The 19,540-nt window shown below is 66.6% G+C and carries 18 protein-coding genes; 11 read left to right on the top strand and 7 right to left on the bottom strand.

Going from position 1 to position 19,540, the window contains the following annotated elements; translation table 11 throughout:
- Window positions 1–69: 69 nt before the first annotated feature.
- Complete coding sequence (locus AC5P6X_RS11635) at window positions 70–1,182, bottom strand: DNA glycosylase AlkZ-like family protein (protein ID WP_234411821.1); 1,113 nt, start codon at window positions 1,180–1,182, stop codon at window positions 70–72.
- A 53-nt stretch (window positions 1,183–1,235) separates the two neighbouring features.
- Window positions 1,236–1,820: a TetR/AcrR family transcriptional regulator gene (locus AC5P6X_RS11640; RefSeq protein ID WP_088436546.1), complete on the bottom strand. Its 585-nt coding sequence runs from the start codon at window positions 1,818–1,820 to the stop codon at window positions 1,236–1,238.
- Between the two features lie 229 nt (window positions 1,821–2,049).
- Here AC5P6X_RS11640 and AC5P6X_RS11645 point away from each other — a divergent pair, with 229 nt between their 5' ends.
- The gene (locus AC5P6X_RS11645) at window positions 2,050–4,245 is read left to right on the top strand and encodes a TonB-dependent receptor (protein ID WP_088436547.1); all 2,196 of its coding nucleotides are present in this window, start codon (window positions 2,050–2,052) and stop codon (window positions 4,243–4,245) included.
- A 115-nt stretch (window positions 4,246–4,360) separates the two neighbouring features.
- Here the strand turns inward: AC5P6X_RS11645 and AC5P6X_RS11650 are convergent, their stop codons facing one another.
- Together AC5P6X_RS11650 and AC5P6X_RS11655 are read right to left on the bottom strand one after the other, a co-directional pair.
- Window positions 4,361–4,717, bottom strand: a complete 357-nt coding sequence (locus tag AC5P6X_RS11650) for a hypothetical protein (protein WP_088436548.1) — start codon at window positions 4,715–4,717, stop codon at window positions 4,361–4,363.
- A 459-nt stretch (window positions 4,718–5,176) separates the two neighbouring features.
- A complete protein-coding gene (locus tag AC5P6X_RS11655; RefSeq protein WP_088436556.1) occupies window positions 5,177–5,842 on the bottom strand; it encodes a TraX family protein in 666 nt (221 codons plus the stop codon).
- 114 nt (window positions 5,843–5,956) lie between these two features.
- Here AC5P6X_RS11655 and pip point away from each other — a divergent pair, with 114 nt between their 5' ends.
- The 7 genes from pip to AC5P6X_RS11690 all read left to right on the top strand — a co-directional run bounded on the left by pip (window position 5,957) and on the right by AC5P6X_RS11690 (window position 13,521).
- Entirely contained in the window at window positions 5,957–6,904 is a 948-nt protein-coding gene (gene pip, locus AC5P6X_RS11660) for a prolyl aminopeptidase (protein WP_088436549.1), read from the top strand.
- Window positions 6,905–7,112: 208 nt separating this feature from the next.
- Window positions 7,113–7,412, top strand: a complete 300-nt coding sequence (locus AC5P6X_RS11665) for an EF-hand domain-containing protein (protein ID WP_088436550.1) — start codon at window positions 7,113–7,115, stop codon at window positions 7,410–7,412.
- A gap of 293 nt (window positions 7,413–7,705) precedes the next feature.
- Complete coding sequence (locus tag AC5P6X_RS11670) at window positions 7,706–8,005, top strand: hypothetical protein (RefSeq protein ID WP_005413574.1); 300 nt, start codon at window positions 7,706–7,708, stop codon at window positions 8,003–8,005.
- Window positions 8,006–8,068: 63 nt separating this feature from the next.
- A complete protein-coding gene (gene mgtA / locus AC5P6X_RS11675) occupies window positions 8,069–10,828 on the top strand; it encodes a magnesium-translocating P-type ATPase (RefSeq protein WP_088436551.1) in 2,760 nt (919 codons plus the stop codon).
- 30 nt (window positions 10,829–10,858) lie between these two features.
- On the top strand, window positions 10,859–11,596 hold the full coding sequence (locus AC5P6X_RS11680) for an MgtC/SapB family protein (RefSeq protein ID WP_049430484.1): 738 nt from the start codon (window positions 10,859–10,861) through the stop codon (window positions 11,594–11,596).
- A gap of 235 nt (window positions 11,597–11,831) precedes the next feature.
- Entirely contained in the window at window positions 11,832–12,887 is a 1,056-nt protein-coding gene (locus AC5P6X_RS11685) for a sensor histidine kinase (protein WP_495215457.1), read from the top strand.
- A complete protein-coding gene (locus tag AC5P6X_RS11690; RefSeq protein WP_099606016.1) occupies window positions 12,880–13,521 on the top strand; it encodes a response regulator transcription factor in 642 nt (213 codons plus the stop codon). Before AC5P6X_RS11685 ends, AC5P6X_RS11690 begins: the two co-directional genes overlap by 8 nt.
- 13 nt (window positions 13,522–13,534) lie before the next feature.
- Here AC5P6X_RS11690 and AC5P6X_RS11695 read toward each other — a convergent pair whose 3' ends face one another.
- From AC5P6X_RS11695 to AC5P6X_RS11705, 3 genes are read right to left on the bottom strand one after another with little or no spacing between them, the layout of a single operon-like run.
- The gene (locus AC5P6X_RS11695; RefSeq protein ID WP_108269814.1) at window positions 13,535–13,927 is read right to left on the bottom strand and encodes a DUF3224 domain-containing protein; all 393 of its coding nucleotides are present in this window, start codon (window positions 13,925–13,927) and stop codon (window positions 13,535–13,537) included.
- A 42-nt stretch (window positions 13,928–13,969) separates the two neighbouring features.
- Window positions 13,970–15,142, bottom strand: coding sequence for a low temperature requirement protein A (locus tag AC5P6X_RS11700; protein WP_108269813.1), 1,173 nt, complete (start codon window positions 15,140–15,142; stop codon window positions 13,970–13,972).
- A 9-nt stretch (window positions 15,143–15,151) separates the two neighbouring features.
- Window positions 15,152–15,418, bottom strand: a complete 267-nt coding sequence (locus AC5P6X_RS11705; RefSeq protein WP_049450830.1) for a hypothetical protein — start codon at window positions 15,416–15,418, stop codon at window positions 15,152–15,154.
- 202 nt (window positions 15,419–15,620) lie between these two features.
- Here AC5P6X_RS11705 and AC5P6X_RS11710 point away from each other — a divergent pair, with 202 nt between their 5' ends.
- From AC5P6X_RS11710 to AC5P6X_RS11720, 3 genes are all read left to right on the top strand, one after another.
- The gene (locus AC5P6X_RS11710; protein ID WP_049450831.1) at window positions 15,621–16,145 is read left to right on the top strand and encodes an RNA polymerase sigma factor; all 525 of its coding nucleotides are present in this window, start codon (window positions 15,621–15,623) and stop codon (window positions 16,143–16,145) included.
- Entirely contained in the window at window positions 16,142–16,978 is an 837-nt protein-coding gene (locus tag AC5P6X_RS11715) for a FecR family protein (protein WP_049450832.1), read from the top strand. The genes AC5P6X_RS11710 and AC5P6X_RS11715 overlap by 4 nt, the downstream gene beginning before the upstream one ends.
- A 71-nt stretch (window positions 16,979–17,049) precedes the next feature.
- A complete protein-coding gene (locus AC5P6X_RS11720) occupies window positions 17,050–19,479 on the top strand; it encodes a TonB-dependent receptor (protein WP_108269812.1) in 2,430 nt (809 codons plus the stop codon).
- The last annotated feature ends 61 nt before the right edge of the window (window positions 19,480–19,540 follow it).

The raw sequence follows: 19,540 nt of genomic DNA on the forward strand, positions 1-19,540 counted from the left end.
CGGCGGGAGCCCGCGCCAACCAAGGTTGGCGACTACCGGGCGCGATGGGTACCCATGCGCCGCTTAGCGCTACAGGAACCCCGCCATCCGCTGCAGTTCGTCGTCCAGCGCGCCACGAAATACCTTGTCGCGGGCCAGCGACCTGCCGGCATAGCCCACGTTCGACACCAACTCACCCTCGCGCATGCTGAGGTTGGCCCAGCCCACCACCTGGTCGTGCCACAGTACCGGCAACGCGTAGTAGCCGTATTGACGCTTCGGTGCAGGCGTGTAGGCCTCGAACTTGTAGACCCAATCCCACAGCAACTCGAAACGGCGGCGGTCCCACACCACCGGGTCGAATGGCGCCAGCAGGCGCACCTGTTCGTCCGGCGCATGGCGGCGCCAGCGCGGATTTTCGTCTTCCGGCCAGTACCAGGTGGTGCCCTCCAACGTGCAGCTGGCCAGCTGCTGCTTGGCCAACGCCAATGCCTTGCGGGTCTGCTCGGCCAGATGTGGTGCGCCATAGCCCAGCAGGCGCACCAGATAGGTCAGGCTGGCCGAAGGCAGCGGTGCGTACTTGCGCACCACCAGATCGATCAGGGCGGCGGCACGTTTGATCTGCGCCTGTTCGCTGGAATCGGGCTCGGCATGATCGGCCACCGCGTAGATGCGCGTACCGCTATCGCGCCGTTGCACGCGCAGCAGGCCGCGGTAGTGCATGCCGTCCAGCAGATGGGTACTGGCATTGCTGGTGCCGCCCCAGTAGTTGATCACCCGCCCATGCGCGAACGCCTGGTCGACCTCGCGTGGGTGCACGCTGCCGCGCTCGCGCACGAAGGCCAACACGTCGGCCGCACGGCGATGGGTCTCGGCGTCCCACTCGCGTTTGGAGACACGCGGGTGCATCAGTGCCAGATGCTCACGCGGCAGGAAGCCGTAATTCACCAGGCAATCCTCTTCCACCGGCAGACGCGTGTAGCGGCGCTCCAGGTCACCAGCGCGGTAGTCCTTCACCCGGTGGCGCAGGGTCAGGTCCTGTGCGCGTGCCGGTGCCCGGATCGGGTCGGCCTGCACGAAGCCCAGCCGCCGTATCGCGGTCAGCAGCGTGGTCGGCTTGAACAGGGTGCGCGCCACCGCGTAGCGGCGAAGGTCATCGAGAGTAGGCGTGGCAGGCATGGCCGCATTGTAGATCCACGCCATGCGTAGGTGGGGCCGTGGCGAACCGTGCAACGGCATCCACGCATGGCGTGGATCTACCGAAGCCGCGATACCTCCAGCGAACCGATCACCAGCGCCCGCATGCCCTGCTTGAACTCGGTGATCACCTGCCCCTCCTCGTCATCCGCAATCGCGTAGATGGTGTCGGCGCCGGCGATGCAGTAGAACGCGATCGTGGCCAGCAGCCAGCGCGCCTTGTCCACCGGCAGGCCGAACACCTCGGCCACGTGCGCCTGGTGCGAGGCGATCTTCTCCAGCATCGGCGCGGTCGCCACCGTGCGCCGAAGCAGGTACGGCGGCAGCCCGGGATGCGCCTTCACCACCTCGCACAGTGACTCCACGAACCCCATCAGGTAGGCCTCCAGCCCACCCGGTGCGTCAATCGACGCGCGCGGAATCTGCCAGCGCTGGAACACCGCCTCCGCCACCAGGCGCTTCAACGCCTCCAGGTTGGCCACGCGCTTGTACAGCGCTGCCTGGGTCACCGCCAGTTCGGCGGCCACGTTGGCCATGGTCAGGTTGGGCAAGCCCAGGCGGATGCCGATGTCGGCCAGGCGCTCCGGGGTGATGGTGGGCGGGCGGCCACGGGTCGGCGCCGTTGGATCGGGGTGGGTGTTCATACCCTGCTGAGGGTGCCAGCAAAGGGACCCTCTTGTCCGCTTGGATTGATTTAGTTTACTTTACTCAACTAATTAGGAATGCGTCCAGCACGCTGCCCGTAATCGAGCCCATGGCTCACCTCTCGCCAGGTCCCCACCCAGCCAACAACCCTGCGCTGCGCCCTACCCCCGTGCTTGCCGTCGGCAGCGCGCCAGGCGCGCTCGCGCCTGCGATTCACAGGACTCTGGCATGACCGTTTACAACTTCACTTCTGCGCAGCTTCGCGCTGCGGCCGCATTCTCCGGCCTGATGCATCCGCCGGGCATGCCCATGCGCTACCGGATGTCAGCCCTCGCGCTGGGGCTGCTGGCCTCGTTTGCCGCGCTGGCCGACACCGCACCGTCCACCCTGCCCTCGGTGCAGGTGCAGGAACAGCGCCGGGTCACTGCGGACTATGCGGGCGGGCAAGTGGCCGCCGGCAGCCGCGTCGGCCTGCTCGGCGACAAGGACTTCATGGACACGCCGTTCAGCACGGTCAGCTACACCGAGTCGTTCATCCGCGACCGCCAGGCCATGGACCTGACCGACGTCATCGCCGCCACCGACCCCACGGTGTTCAGCAATGGCGTCACCGGTTCGTGGAGCGAGAACTACGCGATCCGCGGCTTCGCCTCCAACACCAGCGACACCACCTTCAATGGCCTCAGCGGCATGGCGCCGTACTACCGCACTTCCCCGGAGATGTTCGAACGCATCGAGGTGCTGAAGGGTCCCTCCGCGCTGCTCAACGGCATGCCGCCGGGCGGTTCGGTTGGTGGCAGCGTCAACCTGGTCCCCAAGCGTGCCGGCGATCAACCGCTGCTGCGCGTCAGTGCCAACTTTGCCTCCGATGCGCAGTTCGGCACCCATGTGGATATGGGCCGTCGCCTGGGCGCCGACAAGCAGTTCGGCATCCGCTTCAACGGCGCGTACCGTGACGGAGATGGCGCCGTGGGCAAGCAGAGCAAGAAGGTACAGCTCGGTTCGCTGGCATTGGACTGGCGCGGCGAACGTGCGCGGCTGTCGGCCGATCTGTACAGCGCCGATGACCGCGTGGACGGCCCCGCGCGTGGCGTCGGCCTGGCACCGGGCGTCGCCATTCCGCGGCCGCCACGCGGCGATACGCTGATCAACCCGGACTGGGCCTACGTGGACAGCCAGGACAAGGGTGCGATGCTGCGCGGCGAACTGGACATCAACGATAGCCTGATGGCCTACCTGGCCTACGGCACCAGCAAAACCGACTACCGCTACAACGGTTCGATCAGCGCGCAGATCCTCAATCCGGCTGGCGACTTCAGCACGGTGATCGGCCAGCTCGCCTTCGATATCAAGAAGCAATCCGCAGATGCCGGCCTGCGCGGCTCGTTCCACACCGGCAGCGTCGGCCACCAGTGGGCCGCCAACGTCACCCACTACCAGCACACCCAGAACGACTACGGCCGCCGCAGCGTACCGGGCTGGGACTGGACCACCAATCTGTATAACCCGATATGGGGCCCGGCGGCACCGTTCGTCGCGCCGCATATTTCGCATACCGAGCTGAAGCTGGACAGCCTCGGTTTCGCCGACACCCTCGCCTTCGCCGATGAGCGCGTGCAGTTGACGCTGGGCGTGCGGCGCCAGCAGGTGGTCAGTGAGACCTTCAATGTCGCCAGTGGTGCGCGCACCTCGCGCTACGACGAGAGCGCCACAACGCCGGCCGCGGCCCTGCTGGTGAAGGCCACCGACACGGTCTCCCTCTATACCAACTACATCGAAGGCCTCAGCCAGGGCGCCACCGCGCCGATGACCGCTGCCAATGCCGGTGATGTGTTCGCACCGTTCCGTACCAAGCAGAAGGAGCTGGGCCTGAAGCTGGACCTGGGCAGCTTCGCGCACACCTTGAGCGTGTACGAGATCAAGCGACCGAGCAGCTACACCGACCCGATCACGAATATCTTCTCGTTTGGCGGCGAACAACGTAACCGTGGCGTGGAATGGGGCTTCTTCGGTACGCCGCTGGATGACGTGCGTTTGCTGGGTGGCGTGGCCTACGTGCAACCAAAGCTGACCCGCACGGCAGGCGGTGTGAATGAGGGGCGTATCGCCACTGCCGTAGCGCAACGGCAGGCCAAGCTGGGTGTGGAATGGGATGTGCCGACCTTGCAGGGCCTCACCCTGACCGGCAATGCCACGGCGATGTCGAAGCAGTACATCAGTGCCGACAACAGCCTGTCTGTGCCGGGGCGCACGTTGTTCGATGTGGGGGCGCGCTACAGCACGACGCTGGCCGGGCGACCACTTGCGCTGCGCGCCACCGTCAACAACGTGACCAACAAGTCGTACTGGGGCATGCCGCTGCTGTCGAGCTTGGCGCTGGGTGCACCGAGAACGGTGCTGGTGTCGGCGACGATGGATTTCTGAAAGACATCCACGCATGGCGTGGATCTACTGGAAATCCATCAGTAGAGCCAGGCCATGCCTGGCTGACGCCATATCGATCCACCAACAGCATCCACGCATGGCGTGGATCTACGTTTCATTCCGGGTGCAGGCAATAGATGGCATGGCTGGTCAACGCCAATGCAGCCAGCTTCAGCCCTTCCATCACGCGATCGCCCACGTACTGGTCCGGGCCGCCATTCTGACGGGCGCGCTCGGCCGCCAGCAGGATTTCCTGCACGATGCGCAGCCCGGCCAGTGCACCATCAGCATCAGCCAACGCCAGGCAACGGCCCGGTAGCTGATGGCGCTCGGGCCAAGGCTGGCCGTCGGCGGCAGCGCCCAGCCCGATGCGATGCAGCAGGGTCATCAGGCTGTTGGGGTCGAATGGAATGCCGTGCCCCTCATCGGCATTGGCCGGGGCGCGCTGATGGGGGAACTCCGATGCGTTCATGGCAGGTCTCCGTGCAAGGCATGCGGGACCACCGCCCTTAACAAAGGCGGCGGACGGTACGTGGCTGGAATCCGGTGGTTGTGTGAAGACAGTCCGGTAGGCACGCTTGCGCGCACCTCCACGCACCGCCCGCCATAAGGCGCGGACGGGTTGTCAGCCGGCGCCGCACAAGGCGACGCCGGCTGACAAGCGCGAACAACACAACCAACGGGGATTCCAGCCCCCGGCCATCCTTTTTCGATGGCACCCCATCATGTGCACAACGGGGTGGCAGGCGCCAACAACCCAAGTGCAAAGACAGCAACGTTCACGCAGTGGCAGCATTGTCGCATATCGACAATCGCGCCGAAAATTCAATAACTTGCACCACGCCAATGGCGGCATGCTTCACCCATGCCTGCGACGCGCATTCTTTGACTGCGTCTGGCATTCGAGACATGCGACATGCCGGTTCCGACATTACGCAAGCAGATGGGCAATCAACGCCAGCACCGCCAGATGCCCTACGTAGTACCCATAGAACATCCAGCGCCAGCGCGGCAGTTGCCACGGCACCCGCGTGGCCAACAGCACCACCGGAACGGCCAGCAGCGCCCAGCCGTTGTGGTTGGCCCAGCACACCGCTGCAAGCCCAACCAGCAACAGCCACCACGCCCGATGCCGGAACGCGATCCAGGCCAGCAGCACGCAGCCCACACCGGCCCATTGGTAATCCACGAACATCGGCAACACGCCGGCGGCAAGCAACAGCTGCACCGGCCGATTGTTCGCCAGCGCATGCACGGCCACTGCAGCAAAAGCAAAGGTGAGCAGGATGTTGAGCGGCAGCCAGGAACCGAACGCCAGTGCATGCAACGGCTGCGCGATCACGCCCCATAAGGCCAGTCTGCGCATCGACTTGCGCAGGTCGGCGCCGGGCTGGGCCAGGTTGCAGGCCATCACCAGCGCGAACAGCGGGAACGCGATACGCCCCAGTTCGCTGACCACCGGCACGTAGCCGCCGAAGACCACCTTGGCCACATGATCGCCGGTCATGGCCAGCAGTGCGATCCACTTCAGCAGCTCGCGAGCGCCACTGCTGAGGCCGGGGTCGAAGGTGAACATCCGTGTCGGGGTTGCTTGCATCATCGAAGCTTATGCGCATCGGCAAGCGCATTTCCATCACCGGGCAGGCAGCCAGCGCTGCCGGGTGCCACGGGTGGGGGTATGCTGGCCGCCCCTGCTTGTGAGGCCCCCGCCATGCGCACCCTGTACCCCGCCATCGAGCCCTATCGCGAGTTCACCCTGCCGGTGAGCGATCTGCACACGCTGCACATCGAAGAGTGCGGCACGCCGGAGGGCATTCCGGTGGTGTACCTGCACGGCGGCCCGGGTGCTGGCATCTCGCCGACCCATCGCCGCTTCTTCGACCCAGCGCGCTACCGCATCGTGCTGATCGACCAGCGTGGCAGCGGCCGCTCCACACCGTTTGGCGAACTGCGCGACAACACCACGCAGGATCTGGTGGCCGACATCGAGAAGGTGCGCGAGCACCTCGGCATCGAACGTTGGTTGGTCTACGGCGGCTCCTGGGGTTCGACGCTGTCGCTGGCCTATGCACAGGCACATCCCGAGCGCGCTACTGGCCTGATCGTGCGTGGTGTGTTCCTCGGTCGTGAGATCGAGAACCGCTGGTTTGCCGAGGCCAACGGCGGTGCGCGCTGGATCTTCCCGGAGCGCTGGGACCGCTATGAGGCCTACATTCCAGAAGCCGAGCGCGGCGACATGATCGCCGCCTACTGGAACCGCATGGACGGCCCGGATGAAGCGACCCGCATCGAAGCCGCGCAGGCCTGGCTGGGCTGGGAAGACAACGCCGCCACCCTGCAGCACGACGTGGATGCCGAATCCACCGATGATCCGCTGGATACGCTGGCGAAGGCCCGTATTGAAGCGCACTACTTCCGCAACGGCATCTTCCTGGAACCCGACCAGCTGCTGCGCGATATCGATCGCATCCGCCACCTCCCGGGTGTGATCGTGCAGGGGCGCTACGACATCATCTGCCCGGCGCGCAGCGCGTGGGACCTGGCCAAGGCCTGGCCGGAAGCGCGGCTGGAGATGGTGACCTCCGGCCACAGCGCCAACGAGCCGGCCACGGTCGATGCGCTGGTGCGGGCGACGGATGCGTTTGCCGACCGTTTCTGAGCAGATGGGGAGTGCCGGCCGCTGGCCGGCATCCCACCGTTCGAGGGTAGGGCCAGCTCCGTGCAATCGCTGCTGCGCGGCCCGGTGAATGGCGGCCCACCGGCAACGGTCCACAGGCCCCATTCTTCGCAGCCCGCTTACAGCCCCGCGCAGAAGATCCGGCCGTGGCCACCACACCGGTGGTTCGCCCTTTCCCCAGGAGCACGCCATGACCGGTTACCGCTGCCTTCCCATCGCTCTCTCGCTGTGTGCGGGTCTGCTGCTGGGCGCCTGTTCCAAGACCCAGGAGGCCAGCAAGGCAACGGCCGCCGAGGACGTGACCGAAGTAAGGCTCATCCCTGCCTACGAATCGCTGGACAAGGACAAGGACGGCATCGTCACGCTGGCCGAGGTGGATGCCGTGGCACCGGACTGGGCCGAACGACTGCACTCCTGCGACACAGACCGCAACAAGACGCTGAGCCGTGGCGAGTACGACGTGTGCAAGCAGACCAGCGCTTCGCATTGATCCATCACTGAACCCTCGATTGGCGCTACGGGTACCCGGCTATACCAAGGTATAGCCGGGCTAACCCACGAGCCTCTAGGCCTGCCCCATTCAGGGGCGGACAATAGCGCCACTGGCCAGGGCAACCCTGGCCGGCACCCTCCCCTCATGGAGACGCAGATGGACCCCGACCCTGCCGGGCGCGACGCGCCCCGGATGACCGCTTGTTGCCTGTTCCTGGCGCCTGCCCGCCGGTCCCTGCCTGCCTGAGTGACGGGGGATCGCCAGGTGCCGCCTGCCTGGAGATCGCCCCCATGTCCTACAAGATCCTCTACATCACCCTGCGCCGCCTGATCGGCGAGCGCGATGTCGCCGCCCTGCGCAGCCAGCTGCTGCAGCACGGCCCGGTGATGTTCGCCCGTTCCCTGTCGCTCGGTTCGCCACGCGTGGTGGCTGACGCGCTGTCGCTGCTGCCGATCAGCGAGCGCATCACCGTGCTGCGTCATCTGCCCTACCCCCTGCGCGATGCCATGAAGCCGCTGTGCATCGGCGGCAGCCAGCGCCTGCACATGCAGCCGTGGTCGCCGGCGGTGCTGGCGATGCGCCACGCCTGACCTGTTCCAACCGTTCCGTTCGTGTTCCGGCCGCGGCCGGCTCTGAAATTCGAGGAGAGTCCCATGAGCCTGCTCAACGCCTGGTTCAATGCCTTCCTGCGCAGCCGTCGCGCAGGCAACCTGTTCCGCCGCCGTGCGATGCCCGAAGCTGGATTCGGCCCGGGCAGCGCCGAAGCTGCGCCGTTCGCGCTTACCACCGGCCTGGTCACCCTCGCCCAGCAGGAGGAAGCCGAGCTGCTGGCCACGCTGGAATCGCACGCCGACGGCCTCAGCCCGCATGAAGCCGAGGAGCGGCTGGCCGCGCTCGGCCCCAACGAGGTGGATCACGAAAAGCCGCTGCCGTGGTGGCGGCACCTGTGGCAGTGCTACCGCAATCCGTTCAATCTGCTGCTGACCGTGCTGGCGGCGGTGTCCTGGCTGACCGAGGACATCAAGGCCACCGTGGTGATCGGTGCGATGGTGCTGCTGTCCACGCTGATCCGCTTCGTGCAGGAGGGGCGTTCGAACCGTGCCGCCGAACGACTGAAGGCACTGGTCGGTAATACCGCACGCGTGCTGCGCCGCAATCCGGGTACCGAAGCCGCCGATGTGGCTGACCAGTACTTCGGTGCGCACCTGCACAGCCGCCGTCCGGCGCGCCTGCTGGACCTGCCGATCCGTGAGCTGGTGCCCGGCGACCACATCGTGCTGTCGGCAGGCGACATGATTCCGGCCGATTGCCGCGTGCTGACCGCCAAGGACCTGTTCGTCGCCCAGGCCGCGATGACCGGCGAATCGCTGCCGGTAGAGAAGTTCGCGCACCCGGGCGACGGCCTGGCCGGCCTGCTGGAACAGCACAACCTGCTGTTCATGGGCACCAATGTGGTGTCCGGCACGGCCACCGCCGTGGTGCTGGCCACCGGCAACCGCACCTACTTCGGCACGTTGGCCCAGCGCAGCACCGCCACCGACCGTGCGCCGACCGCATTCCAGGCCGGCGTCAACAGTGTCAGCTGGCTGCTGATCCGCTTCGCGCTGGTGATGGTGCCGTTCGTGCTGCTGATCAACGGCTGGACCAAGGGTGACTGGACCGAGGCGTTTCTGTTCGCGCTGTCGGTGGCAGTGGGCCTGACGCCGGAGATGCTGCCGATGATCGTCACCTCCACCCTGGCCAAGGGTGCGGTGCTGCTGTCGCGGCGCAAGGTGATCGTCAAGCGCCTGGATGCGATCCAGAACTTCGGCGCCATGGAAGTGCTGTGCACCGACAAGACCGGCACGCTCACCCAGGACAGGATCGCGCTGGAGCGCCACACCGATGTGTTCGGCCACGATTCGGAAGACGTACTGAAGTTCGCCTATCTCAACAGCCACTTCCAGACCGGGCTGATCAACCTCCTGGATCGCGCGGTGCTGGAGCACGTGGAGCTGCAGAGTTCGCTGCGGCTGTCGCAGGACTACCACAAGGTGGACGAGATTCCGTTCGACTTCGAGCGCCGCCGCATGTCGGTGGTGGTGTCCGAGCGCGAGGACCATCATGAGCTGATCTGCAAGGGCGCGGTGGAAGAAATGCTGGCGGTGTGCAGTACCGTTCGCGAGAACGGCCAGGACATGCCACTGGACGAGCACCGCTTGGCCCGCGTGCGGCAGACCACCGAGGAACTGAACGAGCAGGGTCTGCGCGTGGTGGCGGTGGCGATGAAGGAGACCGCTGCCAGCCAGACCACCTATTCTCAGGCCGACGAGTGCGACCTGACCCTGGTCGGCTACGTGGCCTTCCTGGACCCGCCCAAGGAATCGGCAGCGCAGGCGCTGCAGGCGCTGGCCGCGCATGGCGTGGAGGTCAAGGTCTTCACCGGTGACAACGAACTGGTGACCGCCCGCGTCTGCGCACAGGTGGGGCTGGACGCCGACACCATACTGACCGGCCCGCAGATCGAGCGCATGGATGACGGTGCACTCTCACGCGCCCTGCACCACCACCGCGTATTCGCCCGGCTGACGCCGCTGCACAAGGAGCGCCTGGTGCGCGAGCTGCGCGCACAGGGCAAGGTGGTCGGCTTCCTCGGCGACGGCATCAACGATGCACCGGCGCTGCGCGCGGCCGACATCGGCATCAGCGTGGACAGTGCGGTGGACATCGCCAAGGAGGCCGCCGACATCATCCTGCTGGAAAAGAACCTGATGGTGCTGGAGGAAGGTGTCATCGAGGGCCGGCGCACGTTCAACAACATGCTGAAGTACATCCGCATGACCGCCAGCTCCAACTTCGGCAATGTGTTCTCGGTGCTGGTGGCCTCGGCCTTCCTGCCGTTCCTGCCGATGCTGCCGCTGCAGCTGCTGGTGCAGAACCTGCTGTACGACGTCTCGCAGATCGCCATCCCGTTCGACAACGTTGACGAGGAGCTGGTGCGCAAGCCACTGAAATGGAATCCGGCGGACATCGGCCGCTTCATGGTGTTCTTCGGGCCGATCAGCTCGATCTTCGACCTGAGTTGCTTCGCGCTGATGTGGTACGTGTTCGATGCACGCACGCCGGCCGACCAGGGCCTGTTCCAGTCCGGCTGGTTCGTGGTCGGACTGCTGACCCAGACCCTGATCGTGCACATGATCCGTACGCCGAAGGTGCCGTTCCTGCAGAGCATTGCCGCGCCGCCACTGCTGCTGATGACCGGCCTGATCATGACCATTGGCGTGGCCCTGCCGATGAGTCCGCTGGCCGGCTACTTCAAGCTGCAGGCGCTTCCGGCTGGCTACTGGCCGTTCCTGGTGGCGATCCTGTTCGGCTATGCGGTGCTGACCACCGCGCTGAAGAAGTTCTACATCCGCCGGTACGGCTGGCAGTAAACGTCCGCCGCTTGTCCAGGGAGAAGCACAATGGACATCAATCCCAACCTGCCGGCCTTCAACGCCGGCGCGACCTTGAGCTCGCTGATCAGCCTGTCGGTGGCGTTCGTGCTGGGCACGATCATCGGCCTGGAGCGGCAGCTGCGCCAACGCACCGCCGGCCTGCGCACCAATACGCTGGTAGCGGTGGGCGCGGCAGTGTTCGTCGATCTGGCGGTGCGCTTCCATGACCTGTACGGCGGTCCACCCTCGCCGCTGCATGTGGTGGCCTATGTGATCTCCGGCGTCGGCTTCCTCGGCGCCGGCGCGATCATGAAGGACGGCGCCCAGGTGTCCGGCCTGAACACCGCCGCCACCCTGTGGGGCTCGGCGGCGGTGGGTGCGTGTGCCGGTATCAAGCTGCTGCCCGAAGCGGTGCTGGCGGCAGTGTTCGTGCTGGCTGCCAACACCCTGCTGCGGCCGGTGGTGAACCGCATCCAGCGGCAGCCGCTGCCGGAAGCGTTCAGCGAGGCGACCTATGCGATCAACGTGGTCTGCCAGCGCGAGCAGCAGGCCGAGGTACTGGACCGGTTGTTGCTGCTGCTTGAGCAGGCGCAGTACCCGGTGCGCGCGGTGGACCAGCGGCCATTCGGCGAGCGTGACGTGGAGATCGAAGCGGTGTTGTATGCCACCACGGTGGATGCCGGCGAACTGGATGCGGTACTGGCCACGCTGGCGACCACGCCCGGCGTACTGCAGGGGTTCTGGAACGCCAGCCTGGAAGAGTAGTGCCGGCCGCGGGCCGGCAACCTCATGAACTCCGGACGCACCGTGCATCGCTTTGGTGGGTGCCGACCGTTGGTCGGCACAAACCCTCATCACCCCGCCGTTCAAGTGCTGTGCCGACCAACGGTCGACACCTACCATGAGCCGGCACCCACGGCACTAGAGCCTGCCGACCAGGGTCGGCATCCACCGATGGCGGCTTTGCTATCCTTTCCGCCCACGCCAGGGAGCCATCCCGATGCCATCGCTGTCGCCCCGCCGCCCGCTGATGCTGCTGGCCCTGATCGTCGTGATGGCGGCGATCTTCCTGATCGATACCGTCACCGATTACGCGGTCGCGGCAGCCTGCTTCTACGCGGCGGTCATCCTCGCCGCAGCGCGCGTACTGAGCGCGCGCGGGCTGATCACCCTGGCCGTCGCCTGCATCGCACTCACCGGGCTGAGCTTCTTCCTGACCCGCTTCGGCACCTATCGCATCGGCCTGGTCAATTCTGTGATCGGCATGCTGGTGATCGGCATCACCACCTACCTCGCCCTGAACATGGAAGCGGCCAAGGCCGCCGTGCAGGAAGCGCAGGGCCGCCTGCTGCGGGTGGCGCGCGCCTCGACCGTGGGCGAATTGACCACCTCCATCGCGCATGAAGTGAACCAGCCGCTGGCGGCTATTGCCAGCAGTGCCGAAGCCTGCCAGCGTTGGCTGGCACAGGATCCGCCGAACGTGGACAAGGCACGCCAGACCGTGGCCCGCATCCTGGCCGACGCGCACCGTGCCGGTGACGTGATCGCCCGCATCCGCGGACTTACCCAAGGCGCCGCTCCGGAACGGCACGCCTTCGACCTGAACCACGCGGTGGAGGAAATGCTGGCGCTGTCACGCAGCGAACTGGATCAGCACGGCGTGGCCGTGGCCCTGCTGCTGGATGCCGACCTGCCCCCGGTGCAGGCCGATCGTGTGCAGGTGCAGCAGGTGATCGGCAACCTGATTCTCAATGCGGTGGACGCAATGGAAACCCTGCCTCCCGCCGACCGACGCCTGTCGCTGCTGACCCGACGTGACGGTCAGCGGGTCAGTCTCAGCGTGCGCGACCGCGGCGTCGGCCTGCCCGCCGATCATCCCGAGCGTGTATTCGATGCCTTCTGGACCACCAAGTCACACGGGCTGGGACTGGGCCTCAGCCTGAGCCGTTCGATGATCGAGGCCAACGACGGCCAGATCCGCGCCGAACGACCAGCAGGCGGCGGTGCCTGCTTCGTCTTCGACCTGCCCATCGCCACGGACGTTCAACATGCGTAAGCCCGCTGCCCCAGCCATTGATTCAGCACCCATCGTCTACGTAATCGACGACGACCCGTCGGTGCGCGCGGCACTGGAAGACCTGCTGGCCTCGATGGGCCTGCAGGTGCGGGCGTTCGCTTCCACCCAGGCCTTCCTCGAACACGAACTGGAAGATGCACCGGCCTGCCTGGTGCTGGACGTGCGCATGCCCGGCCAGAGTGGGCTGGAGTTCCATCGCACGATGGGCAGTCACGGCCTGCAGCTGCCGGTGGTGTTCATCACCGGCCACGGCGACATCGCGATGGGCGTCAACGCGATCAAGGACGGCGCCATCGAGTTCCTGACCAAACCCTTCCGCGACCAGGAACTGCTGGATGCCATCCACAAGGGCATCGAGATCGACCGCCAGCGCCGCCGCGAGGGCGACGTGCTCGGCGCGCTCCAGCAACGCTGGGATTCGCTGAACGCGGGCGAGCGCGAGGTGGTCGACGGCGTGGTACGCGGCCGCCTCAACAAGCAGATCGCCGGCGACCTCGGCGTCAGCGAGATCACGGTGAAGGTGCGTCGTGCGCAGGTGATGCGCAAGATGGGCGCACGCACCCTGGTCGACCTGGTGCGGATGTATGACCGCCTGCAGGCCGGCAGCGCGTGACTCCGGGAACGGTCTATTCCGGCTCCGGCAACACATAGACCAACCGGTAGTCGTGGCGGCCTTCACTGATGGAGATCTCCAGTGTGCCGCTCAGACCGAGCAGTCCTTCACTGCCCGAATCGGGCACCACCACCACGTTCAGCTCCGGCGTTCCCCGAGTCATCAGACCGTTGTGCTGCAAGGTAAAAGCGCCCTGACGCCCAGCCAGCGTGGCCGTTACCCGTTCCATCGCCACATAGCCCGCTGAGCCCTGCACCGGGCTGCGGAAGGCCAGCATCTGGCCGACACTGCTGCCCTGCAGGTCACCATGGAAGACCTTGTCGATCGACATCACCCCGATCGGGCCGTCGTTGCCACCGATCGGCAGCAGCTTCACTTCAAAGGTTCTGCGCGCTTCGCCCTGCATCCTGCTCTCCCTCGTCGATAATGCGGCAACGGCGCGTGCGGATCATGCGCGCCGCAGGCGACGCTTCAACTGCGTATCCATCAAGCCCACCGCCAGCAGCACCGCGCTGGTCAGCCAGCCGGCGCCCAGCAGATGGGTGTGCGGCAAAACCACCCCCAACACGACCAACGCCACTGCACCGACCAGATGCGAATACGGGGCGCGCCCGTACACGATGCGCTTGTACAAGGCACTGCCCAGCAGGTAGATCAACGGCCCCGCTACCAGCACCGTGGCGTAGACCGGGGTCACCGCTGCGCCAGGATGGTCCATGACCAGATCGTTGCCGACCGCGGTGGCGATGATGCCGGCGATCAGCAGCGCATGCACGTAGTGGAAGTTGGCGCCCATCCGCCCGGGGTCCTCGGAATGGGTGATCGCCGCAGTGGCGTCGCGGCTGGAGATACCGAAATACAGCCACCACATGGCGATGGTGCCGGCGAAGGTGGCGAGCACCGCCGAGACCACATCGCCGCTCCAATGCTCGACCTCGCTGAGCACGCCGCCAGTGGCCAGCAGCGTCTCACCCAGGGCGACGATGACGAACAACTGGCAACGCTCGGCCAGGTGCCCGCCTTCGATGGTCCAGTCACGGGTGTGCGACCGGCCCATGCCCGGGAACGCGAAGCCGAACATCGGCGAGATGTATTCGCAGGCCACCGCCATCGCCCACAGTGCCAGCCGCAGATTGCCCTCGGCCGCAGCGCCGGCCAGCCAGAAACAGGCCGATACACTTACCCACGCCAGCATGCGGCGGAAGTTGGGCGCCAGCGGATGGCTGCGACCGACCTCCAGCAGCACGAACACCGTGCGCCCGACCTGCATGGTGGCGTAGGCCCCCGCGAAGACCCAGGCGCGTTCAGCGAAGGCCTCGGGAATGGACGAGGACATCAGCAGCGCCAGCAGCATGGTGACGAACAGCAGGCTGCGGATGCGTGGCGCCTCCGGATCGAACCAGTTGCTGACCCAGCAGGCGTACTGCCAGCCCAACCAGACCGCGAACCACAGCACCAGCGTCTGCATCACCCCGACCAGGTCCAGGTGATGCAGCAGATGGTGGCTGAGCTGGGTAACCGCAAAGACGTAGACGAGGTCGAAGAACAGCTCTTCGTAGGTCACGCGAGCGTGGTGGCCATCGCGCTGGCGCAGGGCAGGCAGTCTCAGTCGTGTGCTCATGGCCGTCCTTCAGCGCGCCAGGCGCCAGTACAGCAGACCAGCCAGCAACGCCGGCACGGCAAACACCAGCAGCAGGATCGGCAGCTCCTCCCGGACGGCGTAACCGGCCTTGCTTACGCCCACCCACATGTTGGCCACCGTCACCAGCAGCCAGGTGGCGATGAACGCGATCAGGGCCGTGGGCAGCTGTGACTGGCCTACGCTCCACAGCCGCCCGAACAGCAGGAAAACGCCCAGCAGCACCACACCACCCACCATCACCAGAAGCACATGCATGGTCCATCTCCTTGAGCCTGCTGGCAGGCTAGCCGCGGCCGATTCTGCGCTCCAGACGATGATCGTGGTTTCACTTTCCAGCCCCGTCGAACAATCCCGACCCCCGCGCGACATAGCAAACGCGAACGGTTCCCATTAGTATTGCGTCATCGCGCAGGGATGCCCTCCCCGCGCCCGCCCCTTGCCCTTGCTTCCAGTCCGGATGTCCCAGCTGCCTTCCCTGCCCCCTCCTGCGCTGCCGCTGGTGTCCTCGCTGGTGCGCCACTACGAGGAACTGGTGGAGTACCTGCGCTGCCGGTTCCGGTCGCCAGGGCTGGCCCGTGAAGTGGTGCACGATGTCTGCGTGCGGCTGCTGGAACGTCCAGCCGCCTACGATGCTCGGCAACCCATCGCGCTGCTGCGGCGCATCGCCCATGATGCGGCGGTGGACCGCTGCCGCGCCGAGGATCTGCGCCGGCACTGGGTGGAGGCGCGTGCCGAATTGCCCGATGACGCCTGCCCACGCCCGGGCCCCGAGCAGCAGGCGCAGGGACAGCAGGCCTTGCAACGCCTGAGCGCTACCATCGAGCGCATGCCCTGCCGGCGCCAGCAGGTCTTCATCCTGCACAAGATCCACGAGCTGCCGCAGGCCGACGTCGCGCAGCGCATGGGCATCGGTCTGAAGGCGGTGGAGCGTCACCTGCGGCTTGCCATGGCCGATTGCCGCCAGCAGGGCACGCCGCAATGAGCGATGCACCTGCACCACCACCGCCGCCCGAGGTCCCCACCACCGACCAGGTCCTGGACCAGCATCGGGACGCCCTGAAGCAACGCTTCCCGCTGCCCGAGCCGGAAACGCTGCGCCGCCGCGGTGGCGGCACGAAGCGGGTCCTGCCCATGTTGCTGGTGCTGGCCGGTGCCGTATTCGTGGCCGACCCGGCCTGGCAGGTCCGCGACTACCAGACCGGCGTGGGCGAACGCCGCGAACTCGTCCTGGCCGATGGCAGTCGGCTACAACTGGATGCGGGCACCCACGTGCAGGTGCGCCGCCATCTGCGCTCCCGGCAGGTACTGCTGGACCAAGGGCGGGCACGCTTCGAGGTGCAGCACTCGGCCTGGCGGCGCTTCGAGGTGGATGCCGGCGCGGTCCACGTGCGCAACTACGGCACGGTGTTCGACGTCGACCGCCAGGGTGAACTGAGCGAGGTGACACTGTGGCGCGGCGAGGTCGGCGTACGCGTCGACGAGGGCGGCAGCGAACAGCGGCTGAAGCCAGGGCAGCGCCTGCTGGCACAACGCGGTTCGCTGTCACCCCCGGAGGCCATCGATCCAGAGCAGGCGGACTGGACCAGCGGGCGCCTGCAGTTCGACCGCATGCCACTGAGCGAGGTCCTGCGCATCCTGCAGCGTTATCACGACCGTCCCATCGTGCTGGACGACCCGACACTGGGGCCGCTGCAGGTGTCAGGCGTCTTCGATGCCGACCGCGCCGAAACCGTACTCGCGCTGCTGCCCGAGATCCTGCCGGTACAGGTGCACACCGCTTCCGATGGCAGCCTGCATCTGCGCGCCCGCGATTGAATGCCACACCGAGGGTGGGTTGCGCGTCGTCCCATCCGGCAAGTGCTTGAACCCTTCCGAAGGACCCCCGCATGACCCGCCCTGTTCCGCCTGCCGCCCTGCGCCGGCTGGCCCCTACCCTGCTCGCTGCCTGCCTCTGTGCGGCCCTGCCCGCCACGGCGCAGACCGCTGCATCCGCGCCCGTCGAGCTGCACCTGCCGGCCGGCCCGTTGCAGGCCTCGCTCACTGCGTTGGCGCGGCAGAGTGGCATCCAGCTGTTGTTCGCCGCCGACAGCGTGAGCGGCCGCAGCGCCCCGGCTGTTGATGGCCGCTACACCCCGCGTGAGGCCCTGCAGCGGCTGCTGGCAGGCCAAGGCCTGGCGATGCAGGAACGTTCGCCAGGGGTGTTCGTGGTGAGTGCCGCGCCAGCGCCGGCGAAGCCGCGCACCCCGGCCCGGGCCGCATCATCGGCGCCGTCATCCGCCTCGACGACGTCGCTGGCCCGCGTCACGGTCTCGGCCTCGACCGCGCGCATGCCGCAGGGCGAGACCGCCATGCCCAATACCATCACGGTGCTGACCCGCGAGGACATCGCCCAGCAGCTGGCATTGGGCTCGGATGTGTCGCGGGTGCTGTCGTCGCAGATCCCGGCGTTTGCCCCGGCGCGCGAGAAGATGTCCAACTACGGCGAAACCATGCGCGGCCGCGGCATCCTGTACATGGTCGACGGCGTGCCGCAGTCCACGCCGCTGCGAGATGGCTCCCGTGATTCGCACACCATCGACCCGGCGATGATCGAACGCATCGAGGTCATCCACGGTGCCAACGCGCTGCAGGGCATCGGCGGTACCGGCGGCATCGTCAACATCATCACCCGCAGTGCGCCCAGTGAGCCGGGCGCGTTCCTGCTCGACACCAATGTCAGCTACAGCGCTGCCGTGCCCAGCCGCCACGACGACAACGGCCAGCGCGGCTCGGCCCTGGTGGGCGTGCGTGGCGGGCAGTTCGACCTGGTCGCCGGTCTGGCCTATGAGAAGCAGGGCCTGTATCACGACGGCGAGGGCCGATCGATCGGCACCAACGCGCAGGGCGAGCTGATGGACTCGACCTCATCGAACGTATTCGCCAAGCTGGGCTGGAACATCGCCGACGGCCACCGCCTGCAGGTCGTGGCCAACCGCTACGAACTGCGCGGGCTGGACAACTACCTGGCCATCAATGGTGACTACCGGACCGGTCGCCCGACCATTTCGGTCCCCGGCGATACGCCGCTCGACCCGCCGATGAACCGCTCGCGTTCGCTGACGGTGGACTACAGCGCCGCCGACCTGCTCGGCGGCCGTTTCCAGGCGCAGGCCTTCGCGGTCGATTTCGAAGGCCGCTACGGTGCCAGCCAATGGGACCCGTGGGGCAACACCGGCGCCAATGCCGCCTGGGACCAGACCCAGAACGAATCGGACAAGCGCGGCTTCAAGCTGACCCAGAGCTGGACACGCGTCGCCGACATCACGCTGGACGTGACCCTGGGCCTGGACGGCCTGCGCGACCGCACCCACCAGGTGCTGCTGGCCAGTGGCATGAACTGGGTGCCGCAGACCACCTACCAGAGCCTGTCACCGCTGCTGCAGCTGCACTGGTGGCCGACCGATCACCTGATGCTGTCCGGCGGCCTGCGCTACGAAAAGGGCGAGCTGGAAGTAGGCGACTACACCACCCTGCCCCGTTACGGCGCACGCAAGGTGGCCGGTGGCAAGCCGACCATGAGCGAGACCCTGCCCAACTTCGGCGCGGTCTGGTACATCAACGATCGCCTCAACGCCTATGCCTCATACTCGGAAGGCTACACCGTGGCCGACGTCGGCCGCGTGCTGCGCGCGATCAACCGCGACGGCCAGCGCGTGGACAGCCTCATCGACCTGTCACCGGTGGTGTCGGACAACCGCGAGATCGGACTGGAGTACGACGATGGCCGCTTCAGCGGTGACATTGCCTACTACACCTCCGAATCCGGGCTCGGCTCGGTACTGATCTACGATCCGGGCATCGATGCCTATGCGGTACAGCGCCAGGCCACCCGCGTGGAAGGCTTTGAAAGCAACCTTCGCCTGCGGTTGGGCAACAGCCGCCTCGGACTGGGCTATGCACGCGCCAACGGCCGCTACGACGCCGACGTTGACGGTCGCCTCGACAGCGACCTGGCTGGTGTGAACATCGCGCCGAACCGGCTGACTGCGTTCTGGGAACAGAGCTGGACGCCGCAGCTGAGCACCCGCCTGCAGGCCAGTCACGCCTTCGACCGCGACTTCGACCTGCGTGGCGCGCGGGTGGCCGAGTTCAAGGGTTACACCACCGTGGATCTGGTCGCGCGCTATACGCTGGACAAGCATGCCTTCACGCTGGGCGCGCAGAATCTGGCGGACAGGCAGTACATCAGCTACTACTCGCAGACCACGCCGTCGAACCCGAGCTATTTCTCCGGCCGCGGCCGGGTGCTGACGCTGGGATGGCAGTACCGGTACTGATCCATGGCGTCCTTATGGGAGCCATGAAATCTATGCGAGACGCGATGAAGGAGGCCCATGC

This window comes from Stenotrophomonas sp. YJH_SMC_40, assembly GCF_059368615.1.